This window comes from Parabacteroides acidifaciens (assembly GCF_003363715.1).
Classification (GTDB): Bacteria; Bacteroidota; Bacteroidia; order Bacteroidales; family Tannerellaceae; genus Parabacteroides; species Parabacteroides acidifaciens.
This window is the reverse complement of sequence record NZ_QREV01000007.1, coordinates 114549-137218: the sequence shown is the minus strand read 5'-3', so window position 1 is coordinate 137218 and position 22670 is coordinate 114549. Positions and strand designations below refer to the sequence as shown.

The 22670-nt window shown below is 48.2% G+C and carries 22 protein-coding genes; 15 read left to right on the top strand and 7 right to left on the bottom strand.

Going from position 1 to position 22670, the window contains the following annotated elements; all coding sequences use genetic code 11:
* Window positions 1-58 precede the first annotated feature (58 nt).
* The 3 genes from DWU89_RS05045 to DWU89_RS05035 form a co-directional block, all read right to left on the bottom strand.
* Complete coding sequence (locus tag DWU89_RS05045; RefSeq protein WP_244205854.1) at window positions 59-355, bottom strand: helix-turn-helix domain-containing protein; 297 nt, start codon at window positions 353-355, stop codon at window positions 59-61.
* Entirely contained in the window at window positions 342-665 is a 324-nt protein-coding gene (locus tag DWU89_RS05040; protein ID WP_115498575.1) for a type II toxin-antitoxin system RelE/ParE family toxin, read from the bottom strand. Before DWU89_RS05040 ends, DWU89_RS05045 begins: the two co-directional genes overlap by 14 nt.
* An 80-nt stretch (window positions 666-745) precedes the next feature.
* Complete coding sequence (locus tag DWU89_RS05035) at window positions 746-2287, bottom strand: sulfatase (protein WP_115498574.1); 1542 nt, start codon at window positions 2285-2287, stop codon at window positions 746-748.
* A gap of 226 nt (window positions 2288-2513) precedes the next feature.
* On the opposite strand from DWU89_RS05035, the gene DWU89_RS05030 reads away from it, so the two are divergent.
* Both DWU89_RS05030 and DWU89_RS05025 read left to right on the top strand, forming a co-directional pair.
* Window positions 2514-2876 carry a BlaI/MecI/CopY family transcriptional regulator gene (locus DWU89_RS05030; RefSeq protein ID WP_115498573.1) on the top strand — a complete coding sequence of 121 codons (363 nt, stop codon included), beginning with the start codon at window positions 2514-2516 and terminating at the stop codon, window positions 2874-2876.
* A 5-nt stretch (window positions 2877-2881) separates the two neighbouring features.
* Window positions 2882-4228: a M56 family metallopeptidase gene (locus tag DWU89_RS05025; RefSeq protein ID WP_115498572.1), complete on the top strand. Its 1347-nt coding sequence runs from the start codon at window positions 2882-2884 to the stop codon at window positions 4226-4228.
* Between the two features lie 19 nt (window positions 4229-4247).
* Here DWU89_RS05025 and DWU89_RS05020 read toward each other — a convergent pair whose 3' ends face one another.
* Together DWU89_RS05020 and nadB are read right to left on the bottom strand one after the other, a co-directional pair.
* Window positions 4248-5363 carry a DUF4221 family protein gene (locus tag DWU89_RS05020; protein ID WP_115498571.1) on the bottom strand — a complete coding sequence of 372 codons (1116 nt, stop codon included), beginning with the start codon at window positions 5361-5363 and terminating at the stop codon, window positions 4248-4250.
* A gap of 15 nt (window positions 5364-5378) precedes the next feature.
* The gene (gene nadB, locus DWU89_RS05015) at window positions 5379-6953 is read right to left on the bottom strand and encodes an L-aspartate oxidase (protein WP_115498570.1); all 1575 of its coding nucleotides are present in this window, start codon (window positions 6951-6953) and stop codon (window positions 5379-5381) included.
* Between the two features lie 202 nt (window positions 6954-7155).
* Here nadB and DWU89_RS05010 point away from each other — a divergent pair, with 202 nt between their 5' ends.
* The 6 genes from DWU89_RS05010 to DWU89_RS04985 all read left to right on the top strand — a co-directional run bounded on the left by DWU89_RS05010 (window position 7156) and on the right by DWU89_RS04985 (window position 12665).
* Window positions 7156-7857 (top strand): TapB family protein, encoded by a 702-nt coding sequence (locus tag DWU89_RS05010; protein WP_115498569.1) that lies wholly within the window; start codon window positions 7156-7158, stop codon window positions 7855-7857.
* A gap of 138 nt (window positions 7858-7995) precedes the next feature.
* On the top strand, window positions 7996-8415 hold the full coding sequence (locus DWU89_RS05005; protein ID WP_115498568.1) for a PH domain-containing protein: 420 nt from the start codon (window positions 7996-7998) through the stop codon (window positions 8413-8415).
* Between the two features lie 29 nt (window positions 8416-8444).
* Window positions 8445-8825 (top strand): hypothetical protein, encoded by a 381-nt coding sequence (locus tag DWU89_RS05000; RefSeq protein ID WP_115498567.1) that lies wholly within the window; start codon window positions 8445-8447, stop codon window positions 8823-8825.
* A 10-nt stretch (window positions 8826-8835) separates the two neighbouring features.
* Entirely contained in the window at window positions 8836-10179 is a 1344-nt protein-coding gene (gene lpdA, locus DWU89_RS04995; protein ID WP_115498566.1) for a dihydrolipoyl dehydrogenase, read from the top strand.
* Between the two features lie 360 nt (window positions 10180-10539).
* Window positions 10540-12084 carry a glycine--tRNA ligase gene (locus DWU89_RS04990; protein ID WP_115498565.1) on the top strand — a complete coding sequence of 515 codons (1545 nt, stop codon included), beginning with the start codon at window positions 10540-10542 and terminating at the stop codon, window positions 12082-12084.
* Window positions 12085-12089: 5 nt separating this feature from the next.
* Entirely contained in the window at window positions 12090-12665 is a 576-nt protein-coding gene (locus DWU89_RS04985; RefSeq protein ID WP_115498564.1) for an FKBP-type peptidyl-prolyl cis-trans isomerase, read from the top strand.
* 66 nt (window positions 12666-12731) lie between these two features.
* Here the strand turns inward: DWU89_RS04985 and DWU89_RS04980 are convergent, their stop codons facing one another.
* Entirely contained in the window at window positions 12732-13319 is a 588-nt protein-coding gene (locus DWU89_RS04980; protein ID WP_115498563.1) for a DUF417 family protein, read from the bottom strand.
* A 274-nt stretch (window positions 13320-13593) separates the two neighbouring features.
* Between DWU89_RS04980 and DWU89_RS04975 the strand changes: the two genes are divergently transcribed.
* The 7 genes from DWU89_RS04975 (at window position 13594) to DWU89_RS04940 (ending at window position 21835) form a co-directional block, all read left to right on the top strand.
* Complete coding sequence (locus DWU89_RS04975; RefSeq protein ID WP_115498562.1) at window positions 13594-14079, top strand: pyridoxamine 5'-phosphate oxidase family protein; 486 nt, start codon at window positions 13594-13596, stop codon at window positions 14077-14079.
* 34 nt (window positions 14080-14113) lie between these two features.
* Complete coding sequence (locus DWU89_RS04970; protein WP_115498561.1) at window positions 14114-15043, top strand: serine O-acetyltransferase; 930 nt, start codon at window positions 14114-14116, stop codon at window positions 15041-15043.
* A 94-nt stretch (window positions 15044-15137) separates the two neighbouring features.
* Entirely contained in the window at window positions 15138-16730 is a 1593-nt protein-coding gene (locus tag DWU89_RS04965; protein ID WP_115498560.1) for a THUMP domain-containing class I SAM-dependent RNA methyltransferase, read from the top strand.
* Window positions 16714-18915 carry a S9 family peptidase gene (locus DWU89_RS04960; RefSeq protein ID WP_115498559.1) on the top strand — a complete coding sequence of 734 codons (2202 nt, stop codon included), beginning with the start codon at window positions 16714-16716 and terminating at the stop codon, window positions 18913-18915. Before DWU89_RS04965 ends, DWU89_RS04960 begins: the two co-directional genes overlap by 17 nt.
* Window positions 18916-18934: 19 nt before the next feature.
* Window positions 18935-20206 (top strand): phosphoribosylamine--glycine ligase, encoded by a 1272-nt coding sequence (gene purD, locus DWU89_RS04955; protein WP_115498558.1) that lies wholly within the window; start codon window positions 18935-18937, stop codon window positions 20204-20206.
* Between the two features lie 181 nt (window positions 20207-20387).
* Window positions 20388-21401, top strand: coding sequence for a hypothetical protein (locus DWU89_RS04945; RefSeq protein WP_115498556.1), 1014 nt, complete (start codon window positions 20388-20390; stop codon window positions 21399-21401).
* Entirely contained in the window at window positions 21386-21835 is a 450-nt protein-coding gene (locus DWU89_RS04940) for a YqaA family protein (RefSeq protein WP_115498555.1), read from the top strand. The genes DWU89_RS04945 and DWU89_RS04940 overlap by 16 nt, the downstream gene beginning before the upstream one ends.
* Here the strand turns inward: DWU89_RS04940 and DWU89_RS04935 are convergent, their stop codons facing one another.
* The gene (locus tag DWU89_RS04935) at window positions 21836-22552 is read right to left on the bottom strand and encodes a DUF5036 family protein (RefSeq protein ID WP_115498590.1); all 717 of its coding nucleotides are present in this window, start codon (window positions 22550-22552) and stop codon (window positions 21836-21838) included. It lies immediately after the preceding gene.
* Between the last annotated feature and the right edge of the window lie 118 nt (window positions 22553-22670).

Below are 22670 nucleotides of genomic sequence, written 5' to 3'. Positions count from 1 at the left end.
CGTTAGAACTTACTTTTGACACATCCCCTTTACAAACTTTATACTTATGAGATTTACATCACATCGGACGCAATTCCACTGTCAATCCCATTGCTGCGGCTATGCGGTATAGGGTTGAAACGGTGGGTATGGTCAATCCTCGTTCGATTCTTGAAATATACCCTTTGTCTGCTCCGATACGCCTGGCGAGTTCTGCTTGCGTTAATCTTGCATTCTTGCGGGCATCCAACAGGATTTGAGCATTGTATTCTTCCCATGCTTTTTCTACGGCTTTCTCCCGTTCAGGAGTGCCTACTTCTCCAAATTCTCTTACGAGTTCGGCACTTACATCATAGATTTCATCATTCTTGCTCATAATATTCATTTTTTAATTTGATCGCTTTTTCTATTTCGCTATTAGGAGTTTTCTGTGTTTTCTTCTTGAAGCAGTTGAATAACACGACTATTGTATCTCCGTCATAAATGAAAAAGATACGAAACTCATTATGGCCATAGTTTACCCGAAATTCATAAATTCCGTCTCTTATGTATTTGATGTAATGGCTTGGTATCTTATCTTCTGTTTCAAATAGCAATAACGCTTGCCTTATTTTTTTGCGTTCTTGTTCTGACAGCTTAGACATAAAATCCGGGTAATACCCTTTATATGCGATTATCTTTTTCATGGGCAAATATATGAAATGTTATATATAAATACAACTTTGATTGATTCTTTTCTTTGTTTTGTTACTGTTTTTCGACTTCTTTATCTCTCATCCGGCCAAGGGCAACTCTTTCCCGTTGCCTTGAAGGAAGGGCGTTGGGCGTCTACCTGGCGGAGGTAGGAGCCGAGTTTTTGGGAGAGGCGTTTGACGATTTCGGGGTGGCGGCCGCTGAGGTCGTTCTTTTCGCTGATGTCGGCGGGGATGTTGAAGAGCTCTTTTTTGCCGGTGGCGTAGTAGTAGATCAGCTTCCAGTCGCCGTCGCGGATGGCACAGTTGAAGTTGATGCCCGGGCCATCATTGCCCCAGTTGTTCGGCATGTTCCAGTAGAGGCAACGGCCGTCGGAGGGATCGCCTGTGCCGGTGATCAGGGGGACGAAGCTGACGCCGTCGATGGGTTGCACCGTCTGGTAATCTTTTACGCCTGCCATTTCCAGGATAGTGGGGTAGAAGTCTTCTATCAACAGATATTTGTCGCAGCGGGTATCCGGTTTGGCTACACCCGGCCAGCTGACGATCATCGGTTCGCGTATGCCTCCTTCGCAAAGGGAACCTTTCCCGCTCAGCAGCGGATAGTTTTGCGTATGCAACGGACCGTCACGCCAGCCCGATTCGGAGGCCAGGCCGCCGTTATCGCTCATGAAGATGATAATCGTATTGTCTGCCTCGCCGTTCTTTTCGAGCCAGTCCATGAGGTCACCCAGGCTCTTGTCCATTCCTTCGATCAGGGTGGCGTAGGCGGCTTCGTGGTCGGTCATTCCTTTCTTTTTGTATTTGTCGTAGAAACGCATGTCCTTGTTCAGCGGGATATGGATGGCGTAGTGCGACATGTAGAGATAGAACGGCTGGTTGTACTTCTTCGCTTTGTCGAGGGCCTTGATCGCTTCGAGTGTCAGAGCTTCGGTGGCGAATGTTTCTGTGCCCCAATATTTCTCGAGGCCGGGGATGGACATGAGGGAGGTCGGGCGGCCGTCCTTCGTATGCCCGTAGTTCTCTTCGCCTAAATAGCTTGCCAGTCCACCGGCGGCATGGCCGGCAATGTTGACCTCGAATCCCCAGTGGTGCGGGTCTTCGCCCGGAGTGTCGATGGCTCCGAAGTGGGCTTTTCCGCAGTGTATGGTGTGATAGCCGCTATTTTTCAGAAGCTGGACGAACGAGGTGCCGACGAAGGTGTTGTTGGTTCCGAGAACCTGGCTGACACCGTTGTAGTTCCAGTCAGGGATGTCCAGCAGGCTGTCTTTGCGATCGGTTGTCTTGTCCTTCTGAAGTGTCCAGTTGGTGACACGGTGGCGGGCGGCGTTCGTTCCGGTGATCAGGCTGCAACGGGACGGGGAACTGATGCTGCTGGCATAGGCTTGTGTGAACATGACTCCCTGTCGGGCAATGCGTTCCATGTTGGGAGTCTCGTACAATTCGTTATAATGTGTCTTTTCTGTCCAGAAAGGTAGGGAGGTGTCTTCCCAGCCCATGTCGTCAACCATAAAGAGGATGATGTTGGGGCGTTTGGCGGGTTGGTCGGCAGCCTGGATGTTTCCTGATTGGAAGGCGGGAAGGAGTGTCAGAGGCAGTAAGATTCGTTTGTCCATCTTTTTTGTGTTTTTCGGTTTATATTCCTGTGTATGTTGCTTGTATGGCAAAGATACGCTTTGCGGAAGAAATGGAAGAGGCTTCTGTTTGCTTTAGTAAATATTTACGATTAAAGCAATATATATCCAATTATTGCTAAATATAGTAGTTTAACTATTAATCATAGTTGCATTATTGCTCTTTATAGTTATCTTTGGGTATTCATCAGTAAATAAAGAACGAAACATGAAGAAACTGACTCCCAAAGAAGAAGACATACTGGGCTATTTCTGGACGAACGGCCCTTTGTTCATCCGCGAACTACTGGATTTGCAGGAGGAGCCTAAGCCGCATTACAACACGCTTTCTACAATAGTTCGCGTGCTGGAGGAGAAAGGCTATATCGGTTATCGTCCGTATGGAAACACGTATCAGTATTATGCACTGGTTTCAGAGGATGAATATCGCAATAAGACATTGAAGAATGTGGTCAGCCGTTATTTTGGCGATTCCTATACACGTGTGGTTTCTTCACTGATAGACCGTGACGAGTTGTCGGTGGAGGAATTGGAGGAACTGTTGCAGCAGATTAAGAACCGTAAAAAATAAATGATATGACGGCCTTTCTTCTCTATATGATCAAGTCGACCTGTTGCCTAACGTTATTTTACCTCGGCTATAAGGCGCTGCTGAGCAAAGAGACATTCTTCCGCTTCAATCGGATCGTGTTGTTGGTGGGGATATTGGTTTGCATACTGCTGCCGTTTGTCGGGATACGGACGGCTTCGCCCGGTGCCCTGCAGATGCCGTTGCTGCAATTGGAGGAGATGGGAGAGGCTGTTTCCCGACAGGTGGAGGCTCCGACGGAGGCGGCGGATGTTGCGCAGGCATTTGTTTCCTGGGGAGAGTTGATTGTCTATCTTTATTTTGCGGGGATTGTGATCGGGACCGGTCTGGTGGCCCGTTCGTTTATCAGTCTGCTGTGGCTGATCAGAAGCGGGAAAAAGGTTCGCCGGGAACATTATACGCTGGTCTTGGTGAACAGGGCGGTGGCACCCTTTAACTGGGGACGGTATATTGTTCTTTCCTTAAAAGACTATTCCGACTATCCGGATGAGATATTGACACACGAGCTGGTTCATCTTCGTAAGCACCATTCGCTGGATCTGATTTATGCGGAGGTCATCGTGCTCCTGCACTGGTTCAACCCGGCTGCCTGGCTATTGAAGCGGGAACTGCAGGAGATTCATGAATACCAGGCCGATACCGGCGTACTGAAAAGTGGCATCGATGCAACAAAATATCAATTATTATTAGTGAAAAAAGCTGTTAGCGCGAGCTCCTACACCTTTGCTAACAGCTTTAATCACAGTAAAATTAAAAAACGAATTACTATGATGTTAAAAGAAAAATCAAACAGTTGGGCCCGGTTGAAGCTCGTGCTTCTAATTCCGGTAGCGGCATGCAGCATGCTTGCTTTTGCCCGCCCGGATGTGAACCGGGAGTTGACAAACTTAGTCCAGAGCGAAGGTACGACAATTTCTTCGACTGACCAATCGTACACCCGCGAATTATTCGACAGGGAGATCGACCGGTATATCGAACAGGCCGGTGGCGGTAAGCTCTCGGGTGCGGCAAGATTCGAGTTTATGAAGGCTCATGCGAGGAAGGCCGACTTCTTTATCAATGCAAGGGATCAGATACTTTATAATAATAAATTCGCAGAAATGTCTGAAATGCCTGCTCTGCTGAAAACGACTTTGTCCGAATCTTCCGGCGGTAAGCCTGTGATGATCTATTTTCTGTGCGACAAGCATACGAGTGATGCTGCAGTAGAAAAAGCATTGGAAATAGCAGGAAAAGCCTTTGCCGGATACCAGGCAACAGAGGCAGGAAAGAATGTCCCGACTCTGTTTTTCTTCGGAGATCCACGCAAAGATTATCCGCCGAAAGGGAAATGATGTAGAATCGTTGGCAGCTTTATTCTTCTGCCAATTCAAACATCCGGAAACTAAGAATATCATCGCTGAACTGCGGATTCAGAAAATGGCTGTCGGAAATATATACCCCTTCGGGACGTACGAACATGATTCCGGGATTATAAGTATTGTCGGGGAAGAGTGTTTCTCCGACAATACGGAAATCCTTGTCGAGAATGATGATGCTGAAGTTCTTGCGACCGAATTGGACGAGTTCCATCGACCGGACGCCTTTATCTAAAGTCGAAGGCGGGTAAGCGATCCGGTAATACACTTCCCGGTAGGGATCGTACAGCAGGTTGTTATACCAGGCGTTTACGCAAAAGTCTTCAGGGCTTGCGGTAAGCTCGTCCGGCAGTTGTACCTTATCGAAGTATTTACTTTTGACCGGGACTTTCCGTATCGAGTCGTGTCCGGGAGTGGCAACATAGATATTCTCGTCGTAATGGAAGGAGTAAACGAAACGTTCGCCGTCATAGCAACGGCTGTAACTGCCTTCCATGCCATATTTCTTTAGTTTCACTTCCGATCCGGGATAGTCGGGATAGTCGAAAGGGAGCGCTTTGCTCTCTTTTGTATCCATATCGATTGCAACGGTGACACGATCATGTTCGATCCAACGGTTCGGTTCGATACAGGTATATAAAGTGCGCCCGAGGCGTACCGGCAGTTGGGCGGCGGTGGCCATGAAACAGGATGAGTTATGTTCCGGGTAACTTTGTTTGTCGAGAAGCACACAGTCTTTATTGATGAGATACAGCTCATGTTCAACCCAACTGAAGACATAGATACTGTCGAGGTTCTGGATATAATAACCGAATGTTCTCCCGACACCGTTACTGCCTTCCCGGGGCGGATTTATTCTAAATGCTTGCTTCTGCTGCTTCAGGTCGTAGAAGTGGATCGTATTGTTATCATAATTCTGGAACGTAAAATACTCTTTTCCGTCTTTGTCTTTATAGATCGAATAGATATTGAAGTTGTTTTTCGTGTCCGGATCGATCGGGAAAGACAAAGTCTTATCTGTCTGCTTTAGTTGGCAGGCTTCATACTTCTTCTCTGTTGAACAGGCAACAGAGAAGAGTAAAAAGAATAATAATAAATAGGGCTTTTCCATAATAGAAAGATGTGTTTAGTCCTTCTTTACCGGAGGATAGTCAATCGTATAGTGCAAGCCACGGCTTTCCTTGCGTTCCATCGCCTGGCGCGTAATCAGGTAGCCAACGTTGATCATGTTACGCAATTCGCACAGCTCTTTGGAAGCCTTGCAACGCTTGAAGAGGCTTTCCGTCTCTTCGTACAGAATATCTAAGCGGTTCCAGGCGCGGGTCAGGCGGGTGTTGCTGCGGACGATACCGACGTACGATTCCATGATCTGGTTCACCTCCTTCATGCTCTGGGTGATCAATACACGTTCTTCGGTCGAGATCGTACCTTCGTCGTTCCATTCGGGGATATCGGTGTTGAAGTCGTAGCGTTCGAGGACACTCAGGATATGTTTGGCGGCTGCATCGGCATATACGACTGCTTCGATCAGCGAGTTCGACGCCAAGCGGTTTCCTCCGTGCAGACCTGTGCACGAACATTCGCCGATCGCATACAGACGGCGGATGCTGGACTGGCCGTTCAGGTCGACACTGATACCGCCGCACAGGTAATGGGCGGCCGGAGCTACCGGGATATAATCTTTTGTGATGTCGATGCCGATGCTGAGGCACTTCTTATAGATATTCGGGAAATGTTTCTTCGTCTCTTCCGGGTCCTTATGCGTCACATCTAAATAGACATGATCATCACCCCGGAGTTTCATCTCGTTGTCGATGGCACGGGCCACGATATCACGCGGAGCTAAGGACAGGCGTTTGTCATATTTCTGCATAAACTCTTTTCCGTCCAGCGTACGCAGAACGCCGCCGTAACCACGCATCGCCTCGGTGATGAGGAAGCAGGGACGGTCGCCCGGATGGAAGAGAGCGGTCGGGTGGAACTGGATGAACTCCATGTTCTTGACAGCGCCTTTGGCACGATAGACCATTGCGATACCGTCGCCGGTAGCCACTAACGGATTGGTCGTGTTGCGGTAAACGGCTTCGCAACCGCCTGTTGCCATGACCGTCACTTTGGACAGGAAGGTTTCCACCTTGCCGGTGTCTTCGTTCAGCACGTATGCGCCATAGCATTTGATGCCCGGCGTGTAGCGGGTGACAATGATGCCCTGGTGGTGCTGCGTGATGATCTCCACCGCAAAATGATGGTTGAATATCGTGATGTTAGGATGTCTCTTGATTGCTTCGATCAGGCTTAGTTGTATCTCGGCGCCGGTGTTGTCCTTGTGGTGCAGGATGCGGAACTCGGAGTGTCCTCCTTCGCGGTGGAGGTCGAACTCGCCGTTCTCCTTCTTGTCGAAGTTCACGCCCCAGTCGATGAGTGCCTTGATCTGGTCGGGAGCGTTACGCACGACCATTTCCACGGCTTCCCGGTCGTTGATCCAGTCGCCGGCAATCATTGTGTCTTCAATATGTTTGTCGAAGTTGTCTACCAGCAGGTTTGTAACCGAAGCGATACCTCCCTGTGCAAAGTAAGTGTTCGCTTCCTCCAACTCTGTCTTGCAGATGATGGCTACTTTCCCCTTATCGGCTACCTTCAAAGCGAGGCTCATGCCGGCGATACCGGAACCGATCACTAAGAAATCGAATTGTTGTACCATAGTTTATATCCTTTGTGGCTGACAAAGTTAGGAATTAACTTATTTGGTTGTACCTTGAAATGGCTGCTTTCGTGCAAAATAGTCCGTATTACCGATTCTTTTGATATTTTAAACTTCCCGGCGTAAACATCTCAGAAAGGAACCCTGTTCTATTGGGGCATTGGATATCCTGCTAATTATTAATACTTAAACGTTTTAAAATATGAAGTCTAAAGTAATATTGAGTGCGCTGGCCCTGCTGTTTGCAGCCGGTGCGATGGCTCAGGATTGTACGTTCTTTTTCCCGCAGACCAAAGGCACGCAGCTCGTGAAAAAAGGCTATGATGCAAAAGGAAACCTGCAGAGTGTGATGACTTACACCGTCGACGAAGTAAAAAACATCCCTTCCGGCCTTGAAGTGGAAGCCGATTACGTGTTCCGGAACAATGCCGGGACAGTCTACGACAAGGGCGACCTGGAGGCTTTCTGCCAGAACGGCGAGTTCTTTATGGACATGAAAGAAGTCCTCTCCAACCCGTCCTTTGTCTCCACCGTGCAGTCTGATGTGGAGGCGACAGATGCCGTCCTCAACTATCCGAGTGTGGCAAACGCTCCTTCCGGCAACGCTGACGATGTCTATTTCGATGATGCCTACATCCAGATCTATTCGAAGAAGAACCGTAAGAATCGCAAGAACGTGTCCATCTACGACCGCGAATATGTGACAACGGAACAGGTGACGACGCCTGCCGGCACGTTCGACTGCACGAAAATAAAGTATAAAATCAAATCCCGCTCTCCGAAAGAAACGATCGAAGGCTACGGATATGAATGGTATGCGCCGAATGTCGGTGTCGTCAAGAACGAACAGTATAACAACAACGACCAGTTGCAATATTATACTGTCCTCGAAGTCGTAAAGTAAAGAAAAGATATATTCCTTATTTGGAATTGTTTGACCGGTTTAAGTGGATGCGCTGTTACTGAGAAGTAGCGGCGCATTTTCTATTCCCCCGATCGCCAAAAGAAATAAAATGATTATCTTTCGCCAAAATTCAGGATAATGGACAGAGTCTTTAAATCGAAAGTTGGTTGGTGGTATCATCTGATACTGTTTGTAATGGCTGCAAGCACTGTTTTTGCTTTTGTCGGCGGCAAGTCTCCCGTCACGATGATCGTGCTGCTGCTGTTTACGTTAGAGTGCGTGCATATGTTGTTGTCGACCTGGTATAAAGTGACTGACGATGGTTATCTGATTGCCCATTGCAGCCTCTTCCCGGAAAAACGGATTCCCATTTCGGAGATCAGTGCGGTGGAAGTGACAGTCATGCCCGTTTCGAGTTATGCCCTGTCGCTGGACCGGCTGATTATTTATAAGGGAGACGCGCAATGGTTGCTGATTTCTCCGGTAAATAAACAGGACTTCCTCAAGCTGTTGCGGAAGCATAACCCGGAGATCCGGATAAAGGAGCCGATGATTTGATTCAGGTGGTAATGTAAATCTAATCGAGTATGAAAGCTAAGTTTAAAAGAGATTTCAGGAATCCCATGGTGTACTGGTTGATTGTGCTCGCGGTTGTATTATGGGGCGCATGTCAGTTTATGGGTATTTGGTATGGAGACTGGCTGAGAGCATTCCTTTGCAGTCTGAGCATGCTTGCTCCTTTATTTATAGCTTGTACTCCATACTATATTGCAGATACCGGCAACCTGAATGGCATCATCCAAATATCTTTTATCACTCGTATAGAACAGCTTAGAAAAGGCGGTTACCGCATCTTCTATACCTGGATGGAGAATGGCAAGGAGAGAAGTAGTTGCTTTTATCCGAAAGAAGGGCAAGCATTTATCGATAAATTATTAGAAATTAATCCCAATATAAAACTTAATTAAATCTGAGAACATGAAATACGATGTTGCCATAATCGGAGGCGGTCCCGCCGGTTATACAGCTGCTGAAAAGGCGGCTGCAGGTGGTTTGTCTACCTTGCTTTTTGAGAAGAACGCGTTAGGCGGTGTTTGTCTGAACGAAGGCTGTGTGCCGACAAAGACGCTGCTCTATTCTGCCAAAGTGTATGATACGATTAAACACGCGCCCAAATATGCGGTGAGTGCGGAGAACCCGACTTTCGATTTTGCGAAGATTGTCGCCCGTAAGAATAAAGTGGTGAAAAAGCTGACGGCCGGTATCCGCATGAAGATGAAGGAACACGGCGTGGAAGTCGTCAGCGGCGAGGCCGAAATAAAAGGACGTGCAGCCGACGGAACTATCTCTATCGCCTGCGGAGAAACGGTTTATGAAGCCGCCAACCTGCTGATCTGTACCGGTTCGGAAACCGTTATCCCGCCGATTCCCGGATTGGCGGAGACGGAATACTGGACAAGCCGCGAAGCCCTTCAATCTAAAGAACTGCCCGCATCGTTGGTGATTATCGGCGGCGGTGTGATCGGCATGGAGTTCGCTTCGTTCTTCAACAGCATGGGAACGGAAGTGCACGTGGTCGAAATGCTGGATAAGATTCTCGGCCCGATGGACAGGGAACTGTCCGAAATGCTACAGGCCGAATACGCCAAACGCGGCATCAAGTTCTATTTAGGACATAAGGTGACAGCCGTAAGTGCCGAGGGTGTGACGGTCGAGAAAGACGGCGAGACATTCGTCGTCCGGGGAGAAAAGGTCCTGTTAAGCGTCGGCCGTCGTCCCGTAACCAAAGGATTCGGCCTGGAAACACTGGCGCCCGAACCATTCCGCAGTGGCATCAAAGTGAACGAATATATGCAGACTTCCATTCCGAACGTCTATGCCTGTGGCGATATCACAGCCTTCTCCCTGCTGGCGCATACGGCTGTTAGCGAGGCGGAAGTGGCTGTCGACCATCTTTTAGGCAAGAACCGCGGCATGAGCTATAAGGCGATACCGGGCGTTGTCTACACCAATCCCGAAATAGCCGGTGTCGGCAAGACGGAAGAAGAACTGCAAGCCGAAGGAACTCCCTACACCGTAAAGAAAATCCCGATGGCGTTCTCCGGCCGCTTTGTTGCCGAAAATGAACAAGGCAACGGCGTTTGCAAGCTGATCCTGGCCGAAGACGAAACGATCGTCGGTGCCCACCTGTTGGGTAATCCGGCCTCCGAGCTGATCGTGATTGCCGGTATCGCCATCGAAAAAGGCATGAAGGCGGACGAACTGAAGGCCATTGTCTTCCCGCACCCGACCGTAGGCGAAATCATCAAGGAAGCCCTTTGATAAATGAGTTCCGTCGGCATGAAATAAAAAGTTTCAGCCGACGGAACTAAAGTTTCTTGCCCGTGAAACAAAAGTTTCATGCCGATGAAACTAAAGTTTCAGCCCGAAGGAACAGGTGAAACTTTTTCATCTGTTTTCTCCCGGCCGGGGAGAAAAAGGCATCTCTTCTGTGACGTTTCATCATAAATATCTTTATAAGCGGCTGAAAATGCTACAGATTACCGAAAAAATCATTTACTTTGCAACCTTAAATAATATGCCGATGTGCCAATGTGCTAATATGCCAATGAGAATTGGCAGGTTGCACGGGATGGTTTTGATTGGCATATTGGCAAATTGATTAATTGGCAAATTATTATTATGGCACAAGAAGATGTATTTAAGAAGTTAGTTTCGCACTGTAAAGAATACGGTTTCGTATTCCCCTCTTCAGAGATTTATGATGGTTTAGGTGCAGTCTACGATTACGGACAGTACGGCGTAGAGCTGAAAAACAATATAAAGAAATATTGGTGGGACAGCATGACACTGTTGCACGAAAACGTTGTCGGCATCGACTCCGCTATCTTTATGCATCCGACTATCTGGAAAGCATCCGGCCATGTTGACGCATTCAACGACCCGCTGATCGATAACAAAGATTCGAAGAAACGTTATCGCGCCGATGTGCTGATCGAAGACCATCTGGCAAAGATCGAGGAAAAGATGAATAAGGAAGTTGCCAAGGCTGCCAAGAAATTCGGCGACGCTTTCGACGAAGCCCAGTTCCGTGCAACCAACGGACGTGTACTCGAACACCAGGCTAAGTGGAACGAAATCCACGAACGCTATTCAAAAGATATGAACGACTCCAACTTCGAGGACCTGCGCCAGCTGATCCTGGATTGCGAAATCGTTTGCCCGATCTCCGGAACACGTAACTGGACGGATGTGCGCCAGTTCAACCTGATGTTCTCGACCGAAATGGGCTCGACTGCCGAAGGAGCTTCCAAGATTTATCTGCGTCCGGAAACGGCACAGGGTATTTTCGTGAACTTCCTGAACGTGCAGAAGACAGGCCGTATGAAGATTCCTTTCGGTATCGCACAGATCGGTAAGGCTTTCCGTAACGAGATCGTCGCCCGCCAGTTCATCTTCCGCATGCGCGAGTTCGAACAGATGGAGATGCAGTTCTTCGTTCGTCCGGGCGAAGAGATGGAATGGTTCAAGAAATGGAAATCGACCCGCTTGAAATGGCATCAGGCTATGGGATTGGGTAACGAGAAATATCGCTATCACGACCACGAAAAGTTAGCGCACTACGCTAATGCCGCTACCGATATCGAATTCGAAATGCCGTTCGGTTTCAAAGAAGTGGAAGGCGTTCACAGCCGTACGAACTTCGACCTGAGCCAGCACGAGAAGTTCTCCGGCAAGAAAATACAATACTTCGATCCGGAACTGAACCAGAGCTATACGCCGTACGTAATCGAAACCTCTATCGGTGTCGACCGCGTGTTCCTGAGTGTGATGGCCGGTTCTTACTGCGAAGAAACGCTGGAAAACGGCGAAACACGTGTCGTACTGAAATTGCCTGCAGCGCTGGCTCCTATCAAGTTGGCCGTATTGCCGTTGGTGAAGAAAGACGGTCTGCCCGAAAAGGCGGAAGAGATCGTCAATATGCTGCGCTTCGACTTCCGTTGCCAGTATGATGAAAAGGATTCTATCGGTAAACGCTATCGCCGCCAGGATGCTATCGGAACCCCGTACTGTATTACAGTTGACCACGATACTTTGAAGGATAATTGTGTCACGATCCGCTTCCGCGATACGATGGAACAGGAACGTGTCAGCATCGACAAGCTGCATGACATTATCACTGAAAAGGTAAGCATGAAGAATTTATTAAAAAAGATAATGGAGTAAAACGAATGAAGAAATACCTGCATATCGCGTTGATGTTGTTCTGTGTTCTCGCTGTCTCTTCCTGTAAGGACGACGATGATGACAAGAAGGCTGTTGAGCAAGAGGCTTATAAACTGGAACAGGAAGCTGCTTTCCAGGCAAAAATAAACGAAGGATACGAAAAATGGGCTTCAGAAGATAATGACGGTTTTGTCTTTGCCAAACTGATAAAGAAAGGGGATGGCAAACAGGCTTACTTCAATAGCCTTGTTTCGGTTTACTATAAAGGCTCTTTGACGGATGGAACGGTCTTTGACCAGAAGTTGCTTGAAGACGGAACTCCGTTTAATTGTGCAGTAAGTCCTTACTATAGTACTACAATTACAGATCCGGTTACAAGTGTTAAAACCCAATATGGTTCGGTTATTACCGGTTGGGGAGTCGCTTTGCAGCATATGGTTGAAGGTGATAAATACGAAGTCTGGATTCCGCAGCAATTAGCTTACGGTGCAAATGGAAGCGGTAGTATTCCCGGTTATTCGACTTTGATATTTGAAATAGAACTTGTCTCGGTAGATGTACAGGCCGTAAAGCCGAGTTAAGCTAAATATTTCTCTGGCTATAAAAGCAGAAAGGGAGTTCTTGTCAAGAGCTCCCTTTCTGCTTTATTATCTTTTCTGTTTCAGTATTCTCTGTGCACAGTCTGAAAGTAACACGATTGCCCCGGCAATAATCGCCGTGTCCTTTATCACCAATCTGCCGGCCCCTGTCAAAAGAGGGAAGCCATGTTCTCCGCTTCCGAGGTCCGGAACCCATACTTCGGGCGTTGTGACGAGGAAGGAAAGCGTTCCGATTGTCATGATGATTGCCAATCCTGCGCCGACCAAACCGATTTTAGGGGAGAAAATACCCAGGAACGTAAGAATGCCGATCACCATAATCAGGATGCCCAATCCGTGCGAGAATCCGTATGTATTGTTTTCCACATGCCACTGGTGTTTTGCCTCGTTGAACTCTCCTTCTTTCAGCTTATACTCTTTATATTCGGGAGCACTTTTCGTATAGAAGAAACTCATGAACGGGCTGTTGGCTACAAACGGAACGATGCCTTCCGCCTCATAGTTATAGAACTTCAATCCTCCGATCCAGACGAAAATGATCAGGATCGCAACGCGGATCAGGTTAATACCCAGCTTCTGAGTAGAAGCCGCCATGTTCAGAAATGTGTAGAATAAGTTACTTAATTTAGTCATCATGTCTTTGCAGTTTTTATGTGTTATCTTTTATAATGCAAAGTACGCCCTCTTTTGTCTTGTAGCAAATGGCAATTATGCCGTATAAGTTATCAATTTTCCCTAATCTGCGGTATATATTGGGGCTCACCCGATAATCATTGGGGATAAATAAGTTCATTATTTGCCAAATATGAAACAACCAAGCCTCGCAGGGGCGGTTCACGAATAAACCGGAAAGAATTGATGGAAACGATAAAAACTTGTATGTTTGTAGACAGAAAAACGGAAATAAAAGATGAGAACATTAGTACATACTGACAAAGAGTTGATCGAAGCGATCATTAAGAAATGTGATATTTGCTATGTAGGGTTGGCCGATACGGATGGAACGCCTTATGTATTGCCGATGAACTTCGGCTATCGCGATGGTGTTATATATCTGCATTCGGCACAGGAAGGGCGGAGTATCTCTATCCTGGAGCGGAATCCGCGCGTATGCATTACGTTCAGTACCGATCATGACCTGGTCTTCCAACATCCCGAAGTGGCTTGCAGCTACCGGATGCGTTCCAAGAGCGTGATCAGCTGGGGTAAAGTCCGTTTTGAAGAAGATTTCGATAAAAAGACGGAAGCGCTGGATATCATTATGAAACAGTATTCGGATAAAGAATTCCGCTACTCTGACCCGGCCGTGAAGAATGTAAAGATATGGATTGTCGAACTGGATGAGGTGAGCTGCAAGGAATTCGGGGCACCGCATGATAAATTGAGAATTAATTAGTACTTTTGTTGCCAAATATGATTATTGCTGAATAATGGGATTGCAAAAGCATAGCAAGGTATTGAATGATACAGTTGAGATGCTCTCGGATGAGGGATCTTACCAGCAACTGTTTCATGCCTATCGCGATGAAGAAGCGTTACCCTCGGGTGAAGTACTGGAAGAGATCATCGATCTATGCCGGGCAATCCTTTTCCCCGGTTATTACGGGAATGCACGTATCAGCAAGCAGACGATCCGCTTCCATACCGGTGTAAACATCGGGACATTGCATACCTTGCTTTCCAAACAGATTTATGCCGGGCTTTGCTTTGCCGATACCAATTGCACGACTTGCCCGGAAGAAAAGATATTCACCGAAGCGGAAAAGCTCTCGGAAGCTTTTATCCAGTCACTTCCTGAAATGCGCAGCCTGTTGGCAACCGATGCCGAAGCTGCCTTTAACGGCGATCCAGCCGCACAAAACATCAATGAGGTCATCTTTTGCTATCCCGGTTTCCGGGCTATCTGCAACTACCGTATTGCACACCAGCTGTACCGGCTCGGCGTCCCTTTCATCCCCCGCATGATTACTGAAATGGCGCATTCGGAGACGGGTATCGATATTCATCCGGGAGCACAGATCGGGCATTATTTCTCCATCGATCATGGCACAGGCACTGTTATCGGCGAAACCAGCGTGATCGGTAACCACGTCCGTATCTTCCAGGGAGTCAGCCTGGCAGGAGAGAAACTGCCGCCTGACGAGAACGGGAATGCGATACGCGGCGTCTCCCGCCATCCGGTTTTAGGCGATCATGTCACGGTCTATTCAAATGCCACTTTACTGGGGCGGATTTGTATCGGCGAGGGAGCGACAATCTGCGGAAATGTCTGGATCACCGAAGATGTTCCGGCAGGAGCGACGATTCAATTGACAATTGATAATGGACAATTGACAATTGGAAGAAACGAGAATGTATAAACTAATAATATAATTATTAACGAGCAATGAGACAAAGACGATTCGTTTTTTTTCCGGCAAATTGTCAATTGTCCATTGTCAACTGTCAATTACAATGAGCGAGACTTTTGAAATGGTGGCCAAGACCCTTTACGGGTTGGAAGAAATACTGGCCGGCGAATTATTATCTTTAGGTGCCAACGACATACAGATTGGCCGCCGGATGGTGTCCTTTACCGGAGATAAGGAAGTGCTTTACAAAGCCAACTTTTGTTGCCGTACGGCGCTTCGCATCCTGAAGCCCATTTATCACTTTAAAGCCAAAGACGCCGATACCGTGTACAAAGAGGTGAAGAAGGTGAAATGGGAAAACTACATATCGCTGGACAAGACATTCGCCATCGACTCGGTTATCTACTCGGAAGACTTCAACCACTCCAAGTTTGTTGCCTATCGTACGAAAGATGCTATCGTGGATTATTTCATGGAAAAGGAACAAAAGCGTCCTTCCGTCCGTGTGAATAATCCGGATCTGTATATCAATATCCATATCTCGCACAACGACTGTACGCTGTCTATCGACAGTTCGGGCGAGAGTCTGCATAAACGCGGCTATCGTGTAGACCAGACGGAAGCCCCGCTGAACGAAGTATTAGCTGCCGGCATGATCCTGAAAACAGGGTGGAAGGGAGAATCCAACTTCGTCGATCCGATGTGCGGTTCCGGTACGTTGCTGATCGAGGCTGCCATGATTGCGCTGAACATCGCTCCGGGTGTGCACCGCAAGGAGTTCGCTTTCGAAAAATGGATCGACTTCGATCAGGAACTGTTCGACCGTATCTACAACGACGAAAGCCAGGAACGGGAATTTACATTCAAATGTTACGGTGCGGATATCAGTCCGGCAGCAATCGAGATTGCCGAAAAGAACATCCGCAGTGCCGGCCTGATGAAATATATCGACCTGAAAGTCCAACCGTTCCAGCAATGCGCTGAAGCGCCGAATCCGGGTATCATGGTGACGAATCCGCCTTACGGCGAACGTATTTCAAGCCGTGACCTGTTAGGGCTGTATAATATGATCGGCGAACGGATCAAACATGTGTTTACGGGATATAAGGTATGGATCCTGAGCTACAAAGACGAATGTTTCGATAAGATCGGCTTGAAACCGAGCGAAAAGATGAAGTTGATGAACGGTTCGCTGGAATGCGAATACCGTTGCTACGACATATTTGAAGGAAAGAACAAGGACTATAAAAAAGCGTTGAACGAAGAAGGCGAAGCGCGTCCGTCAGGTTTCGAACGCCCGGATGTTGCCGGCAAACACTCTTTCGAACGCCGTCCGGATCGTCCTTCCGATCGCTCATCAGACCGTCCTTCCCGTCCGAACTTCAAGACTGACCGGTTGGACCGCCCCGACCGCCGTTTTGCAGCGGCACATGCCGAGGATGACAGCGAACGCGCACCGTTTGTACCGGGCAAGCGTTATTTTGGCGATGATCGGGCGGATGGCCGTCCGGCACGCAAGGATTTCGTTGCCAAACGCCCTGTCAAGAAACGTTTCAAAGACGATGAAGTCTTTGGGGACAAAAAGAAATTCGGGGATAAGAAGTTTGGTGACAGGAAATTCGGAGATAAGAAGTTCGGAAACCAATCATTCAAGAAACCATTTAAAAGAAGAGATGACGATGATCTCGAAGATTAAATATTTAGCAATATGTTGTGCCCTGGCACTTACAAATCCGCTGTCGATGATGGGACAAGATAAGCAGTTCACCTTGCAAGACCTGATACCGGGAGGAAAAACGCAGAGTCGTTTTGTGCCCCGCAGCCTGAAACAGTTGCAGTGGTGCGGAGATACTTATCTGTATGTCAGGGGCGACAGCATGATGAGCGGCGAATCGACCAAGAACGAAAAAGTGGCCTTCACTCGCCAGCAACTGAACGATGCACTTACGGCAGCCGGACAGCAGACAGTGGGAAGTATGCCTTATTTCTCGGTTCCCTATCCGGATCAGCCTGTGCTAACATTCAATGCCAAGCGCCATCGTTACCATTATAATTTTGCGGAAAACAAGATTCTGAATACTTATAAGTTGGATGCGTCATGGGCGGATTATGATTTCTGCCCGGCTAACGGCTACCTGGCTTTTACGGAAGGGAATAACCTGCGGATTCTTTCGCCCGACAACACTGTCGGGATTGTTACGGATGAAACGGCGGACGGTATCGTTTGCGGAAAGTCTGTCCACCAGAACGAGTTCGGTATCCATAAGGGGACTTTCTGGTCGCCCGCCGGTTCGGCTTTAGCTTTCTACCGGATGGACGAAAGCATGGTTACGGATTATCCGTTTGTTAATATTACAACCCGCTGCGCAACGGCTGAACCGCATAAGTACCCGATGGCCGGCATGAAAAGCCATGAAGTGACTGTCGGCGTCTATAACTTGGAAACAAAAAAGACCGTCTGGCTGAAAACGGGATTGCCAAAAGAGAAATACCTGACTAATATAGCCTGGAGTCCGGACGAGAAAAGCATCTATATCGCTGAACTGAACCGGGAACAGAACGAGATGCATCTGGTACGCTATTCCGCCCTGACAGGGGAAAAGGAAGCCGACCTGTTCACCGAAACGGATGAACACTACGTGGAACCGCAACATCCGGTTCTCTTCCTTCCTAACAACCCGGACCAGTTTATCTGGCAGAGCGAACGCGACGGATATAACCACCTGTATCTATATAATACGGAGGGCAAACTGCTGAAGCAGCTGACGAAAGGCGAATGGGTCGTAAAGGATGTATTAGGCTTCGATGCAAAAGGGAAAGCCTTGTATTTCTCCTCTACCAAACCGGCGCTGCTCAGTTCCTTCGGCTATGGCGATGCCTTATATGTCGGAACATCACGGTTAGATTTGAAAAAGGGAACATCTTACGAACTGACTTCGGGCGGTTTGCAAGGTGTGCACAGTACGCAACTCAGCGCATCCGGCAAGTATCTGATCGATAATTATTCCGCTCCCGCTATCCCGCGTGAGATTTCGATTATCGACGGGCAAAAGAGAGAAACCCTGCGGACGTTGCTGATGGCAAAAGACCCATACGAGGGTTATGCCATGCCGGAAATCGTCACAGGAACGATCAAGGCGGCAGACGGCGTGACTGACTTGAACTATCGCCTGGTTAAACCCGTCGGGCTGGATGAAACAAAGAAATACCCCACTATCGTCTATGTCTACGGAGGTCCGCACGCCCAGTTGGTGACAGGCGGATGGAAGAACGGTGTAGGCGGATGGGATATCTATATGGCACAACGCGGATATGTGATCTTTACGCTCGACAGTCGCGGATCAGCCAATCGCGGACATGCTTTTGAAAGTGTGATCCACCGGAACTTAGGTGTAAACGAAATGGCGGACCAGGTGAAAGGTGTCGACTTCCTGAAGTCTCTTCCATACGTGGATGCCGACCGGATAGGCGTACACGGATGGAGCTATGGCGGCTTTATGACAACGAACCTGATGTGTTCTTATCCGGAACTGTTTAAGGTAGGCGTTGCCGGAGGACCGGTGATCGACTGGAGCAACTACGAAATCATGTACGGTGAACGCTATATGGACCGTCCGCAAGATAATCTGGAAGGATATAAGAATGCCAACCTCAAACTGAAAGCCGGCAACCTCAAAGGACATCTGTTGTTGATTCACGGAGATATCGATCCGGTAGTCGTTTGGCAGCACAGCCTCGGCTTCCTGAAAGCCTGTGTGGATGCAGACACCTATCCGGATTACTTTGTCTATCCCCGTCACCTGCACAATGTGATCGGCAAAGACCGCCCGCATCTGTATGAGAAGATAACACGGTACTTCGACGATTACCTGAAGAATTGAAAATTAAGAATTAAGAAATATGAACATCTTATTACTTGGCTCAGGCGGCCGCGAACACGCAATAGCCTGGAAGATTGCTCAAAGCCCGAAAGTGGACAAGTTATTCATTGCTCCCGGTAATGCAGGAACAGCATTGGCAGGCACGAATGTAAATATTAAGGCAGACGATTTCCCTGCTATCAAGGAGTTTGCTTTGGCAAACAATATCGATATGGTAGTGGTAGGCCCGGAAGACCCGTTGGTGAAAGGGGTTTACGACTTCTTCAAGAACGATTCCGCCCTGGCCGCTATTCCCGTTATCGGCCCGTCTAAAGAGGGTGCACAGTTAGAAGGGAGTAAGGATTTTGCCAAGGCTTTCATGATGCGCCATCACATCCCGACTGCCCGCTACAAAAGTATCTCGGCAGATAATTTAGCAGAAGGCTACGCTTTCCTCGAAGAACTGCAAGCTCCTTATGTGCTGAAAGCAGACGGACTGGCAGCCGGCAAAGGTGTGTTGATTCTCGATACACTGGAAGAGGCGAAGAAAGAGTTGGGCGACATGCTGGGCGGAATGTTCGGCGATGCCAGCAAAACAGTTGTCATCGAAGAGTTTCTGGATGGTATCGAATGCTCTGTGTTTGTCATGACAGACGGCAAAGATTATAAGGTACTTCCGGTTGCCAAAGACTACAAACGGATCGGAGAAGGCAATACCGGCCTGAATACAGGCGGTATGGGAGCTGTTTCCCCTGTTCCTTTCGCAGATGATGTGTTTATGCAGAAGGTGGACGAGCGCATTATCCGCCCGACCATCGAAGGACTAAAAGCGGAGAATATCGATTATAAAGGTTTCATTTTCCTCGGCCTGATCAATGTAAAGAACGAGCCGATGGTGATCGAATATAACTGCCGCATGGGTGATCCGGAAACGGAAGTCGTGATGCTCCGCATCCAGAGTGACCTGGTTGAACTGCTGGAAGGCGTTGCAGAAGGCAACTTAGGAAGCCGCACACTGACACACGACCCGCGTGCAGCTGTAACCGTTATGCTGGTCAGCGGCGGTTACCCCGAAGCCTACGAAAAGGGCAAAGTGATCAGTGGCTTGGATAAAGTCCCGGCAGAAAACATCGTTTTCCATGCCGGCACAAAGGCAGCCGACGGACAGATCCTCACTAACGGAGGCCGTGTCATCGCCGTCAGCTCATATGGTGCCAACAAGGAGGAAGCCCTTGCCAAATCCTTCGCCGGTGCCAAAATCATCGACTTCGACAAGAAATATTTCCGTAGCGATATCGGATTCGATTTGTAATAAACGTTTGCTCGTATTTACCGGACGCAGACGGGCGCAGACTACGCAGAGGAACGCAGACTTATTTTCTTTTAAAACAATAAATGATCTGCGTTCATCTGCGTCATCTGCGATATCTGCGTCCGGTAATACAAACATAGCGAGTCTCCGCTAAATCATCATCTATCTAATTTCAACTAACATGAGAGTAGCATACAATAAATACACCCGCCGGTTTGACTTTTCCGCGCCGCAGACCTTTATTCCGGTTCTGCTGGCGTGTATGGTCTGCTGGGTGGTGAGTTATCTGTATTCCGTAGGCTATCCCGTCTATGGCGAGGTTTCGGCTACTCCTCTTTGGAACGCTATCTGCCAGGCATTGCCCGGCAAAGAATTTACCTACATCATCGGGATGGTACTGATGGCAGGAGGCGCTTTCTTATTACATCGCGCCAATTATGTCTTGGTGTTGATCAGGGAAAAGACGATGTTGCCGTTCCTTTTTTATATCTTATTCATCAGTACGAACCCGGATTTCTTCCCGCTGAAATCTACGTCGGTCGGCGTTTTCTGCCTAATCCTGGCGATTTACCAGCTATTCACCTCCTACCACGATCCGGAAGCGAGGGAAAAAGCCTACAGTGCTGCCCTGTTGATCGGTATCGGAAGCCTGCTCTGGATTCACCTGCTCTGGTTCCTGCCCCTGTTTTGGCTCGGGATGTACAACTTCCGTTCGCTGACGCCGCGTACATTTATGGCATCTCTGCTCGGTGTCGCCACCGTGTATTGGTTCCTGCTGGGCTGGTGCGTATGGCAACGGGATTTTACGCCGTTCACCATTCCTTTCCATACGCTTTTCAAGATGCACCTGTTGGCTACGGACGGGATTGTGCTGGTTGACTGGATCAGTATCATTGCAATCGCTTTCCTGACAATTGTCGCGTCTCTGAATATCGTCATGCACGATACGGAGGATTCACTGCGTTCACGCCAGTTTCTTGCGTTCCTGATTGCGATGTCGGTGTGGGCTTTCAGCCTTTATTTCCTCTATGAGCAAGTCTCGGAAGAATTTCTGGAAACGGCTTGTGTACCTGCTTCCATCCTGATTGCCCACTTCTTTACGGTAACGCGAAGGCGGATTGTTTTCTGGTCGTTTTATGCAACTGTGGTATTCCTGATTGCCACCTTATTCATTCGTTTATGGAATTTCTTATAGAATACGGATATATCGGCGTGTTTATCGCCTCGTTCCTGGCCGCTACCATCCTGCCGTTCAGCAGCGAGGTGGTTCTGACCGGCGTACTACTGGCAGGCTCGGCCTACTGGCCTTGTATGATTGCCGCGACATTAGGTAACTTCCTGGGAGGTATGAGTTGTTACTGGTTAGGTATGCTGGGGAAAGTCGAATGGATAGAGAAATATCTGAAGCTGGATGCCGTGAAACTCCAAAAGGTCCAGGACTGGATAAAAGGGAAAGGCTCTTGGATGGGCTTCTTTGTTTTCCTTCCCGGCATCGGTGATTTCATCGCCGTAGCGCTCGGTTTCCTCCGTGCCAATATCTGGATCGTTGCGATCTCGATGTTCCTCGGAAAGGCGATCCGATATTGGGTTTGGATGGAATTTGTTTACAAGGTACAGGGAATGTTCTGATTATTCCACTCTGACATATACTTTCGTATATACCTCGTTATGCCGGGCATAGATGACGTAGTTGCCCCGGAGATTATCGCCCCACGAGACCCACAGGCTCATCTTCAAAACACCGCCATTGGTCGAAATCTGGAAGATCTCTTCCAGACTGCTGTCGTAGTAAAACTCTGTGTTCTTGGGAAACTCACAGACGATTTCCTCTCCATAACCGTTGCGTACTGTCCCGATCATGCTGTCATAGGCAGGTAAACCTTCTGCCTCGGGATTGATCAAGGCAAACCGCACGACAGCGCCTATTCTTTTTTCCTCTTTCATGATCTCCGAATCGACATAGAACTGATAGTAGTCTCCGGCCAGCGCTAATGCGAACTTCCCCGACGGGAACTGCATTACAGCTTCTTCCACGAAAGCCTGGTAGAGATGGCCCGGCGTTACGGCGACCTGAGAGACCAACCCGTCGCCGACCTTGGGAGGAATGACTTTTCCCAATCCTTTCGACGTACCGATTTCGGCAATCAGGCATCTGTTTGTCTGAAAATTGTTTGCAGCATTAATGTAAATGTCTGAATTTCCCAAACGGGTCGTGCCGTTCTCCGCATCGAGCATGTTCAAAGTGGTTGCGTTATTGATTTCCGGGGTGGAATCGTCATCCGAACAAGAGAAAGCCGGAAGCAGGAACGCCATTAACAAGAACTGAAATAATAGATTCTTTTTCATCATTTTCTTTTTTTAATTAAAATCCGTTTTACAAGTGAGAAAATAGGTTCACAAATGTATCCATATTATTCCGAAATCAAAGAGGGTTACCATAAAAAGTTTATATCTTTGAACCATA

Excerpts from the sequence above, each read along its gene's own strand:
- DWU89_RS05045 (WP_244205854.1), bottom strand. The coding sequence starts at position 355 with ATGAGCAAGAATGATGAAATCTATGATGTAAGTGCCGAACTCGTAAGA.
- DWU89_RS05040 (WP_115498575.1), bottom strand. The coding sequence starts at position 665 with ATGAAAAAGATAATCGCATATAAAGGGTATTACCCGGATTTTATGTCT.
- DWU89_RS05035 (WP_115498574.1), bottom strand. The coding sequence starts at position 2,287 with ATGGACAAACGAATCTTACTGCCTCTGACACTCCTTCCCGCCTTCCAA.
- DWU89_RS05030 (WP_115498573.1), top strand. The coding sequence starts at position 2,514 with ATGAAGAAACTGACTCCCAAAGAAGAAGACATACTGGGCTATTTCTGG.
- DWU89_RS05025 (WP_115498572.1), top strand. The coding sequence starts at position 2,882 with ATGACGGCCTTTCTTCTCTATATGATCAAGTCGACCTGTTGCCTAACG.
- DWU89_RS05020 (WP_115498571.1), bottom strand. The coding sequence starts at position 5,363 with ATGGAAAAGCCCTATTTATTATTATTCTTTTTACTCTTCTCTGTTGCC.
- nadB (WP_115498570.1), bottom strand. The coding sequence starts at position 6,953 with ATGGTACAACAATTCGATTTCTTAGTGATCGGTTCCGGTATCGCCGGC.
- DWU89_RS05010 (WP_115498569.1), top strand. The coding sequence starts at position 7,156 with ATGAAGTCTAAAGTAATATTGAGTGCGCTGGCCCTGCTGTTTGCAGCC.
- DWU89_RS05005 (WP_115498568.1), top strand. The coding sequence starts at position 7,996 with ATGGACAGAGTCTTTAAATCGAAAGTTGGTTGGTGGTATCATCTGATA.
- DWU89_RS05000 (WP_115498567.1), top strand. The coding sequence starts at position 8,445 with ATGAAAGCTAAGTTTAAAAGAGATTTCAGGAATCCCATGGTGTACTGG.
- lpdA (WP_115498566.1), top strand. The coding sequence starts at position 8,836 with ATGAAATACGATGTTGCCATAATCGGAGGCGGTCCCGCCGGTTATACA.
- DWU89_RS04990 (WP_115498565.1), top strand. The coding sequence starts at position 10,540 with ATGGCACAAGAAGATGTATTTAAGAAGTTAGTTTCGCACTGTAAAGAA.
- DWU89_RS04985 (WP_115498564.1), top strand. The coding sequence starts at position 12,090 with ATGAAGAAATACCTGCATATCGCGTTGATGTTGTTCTGTGTTCTCGCT.
- DWU89_RS04980 (WP_115498563.1), bottom strand. The coding sequence starts at position 13,319 with ATGATGACTAAATTAAGTAACTTATTCTACACATTTCTGAACATGGCG.
- DWU89_RS04975 (WP_115498562.1), top strand. The coding sequence starts at position 13,594 with ATGAGAACATTAGTACATACTGACAAAGAGTTGATCGAAGCGATCATT.
- DWU89_RS04970 (WP_115498561.1), top strand. The coding sequence starts at position 14,114 with ATGGGATTGCAAAAGCATAGCAAGGTATTGAATGATACAGTTGAGATG.
- DWU89_RS04965 (WP_115498560.1), top strand. The coding sequence starts at position 15,138 with ATGAGCGAGACTTTTGAAATGGTGGCCAAGACCCTTTACGGGTTGGAA.
- DWU89_RS04960 (WP_115498559.1), top strand. The coding sequence starts at position 16,714 with ATGATCTCGAAGATTAAATATTTAGCAATATGTTGTGCCCTGGCACTT.
- purD (WP_115498558.1), top strand. The coding sequence starts at position 18,935 with ATGAACATCTTATTACTTGGCTCAGGCGGCCGCGAACACGCAATAGCC.
- DWU89_RS04945 (WP_115498556.1), top strand. The coding sequence starts at position 20,388 with ATGAGAGTAGCATACAATAAATACACCCGCCGGTTTGACTTTTCCGCG.
- DWU89_RS04940 (WP_115498555.1), top strand. The coding sequence starts at position 21,386 with ATGGAATTTCTTATAGAATACGGATATATCGGCGTGTTTATCGCCTCG.
- DWU89_RS04935 (WP_115498590.1), bottom strand. The coding sequence starts at position 22,552 with ATGAAAAAGAATCTATTATTTCAGTTCTTGTTAATGGCGTTCCTGCTT.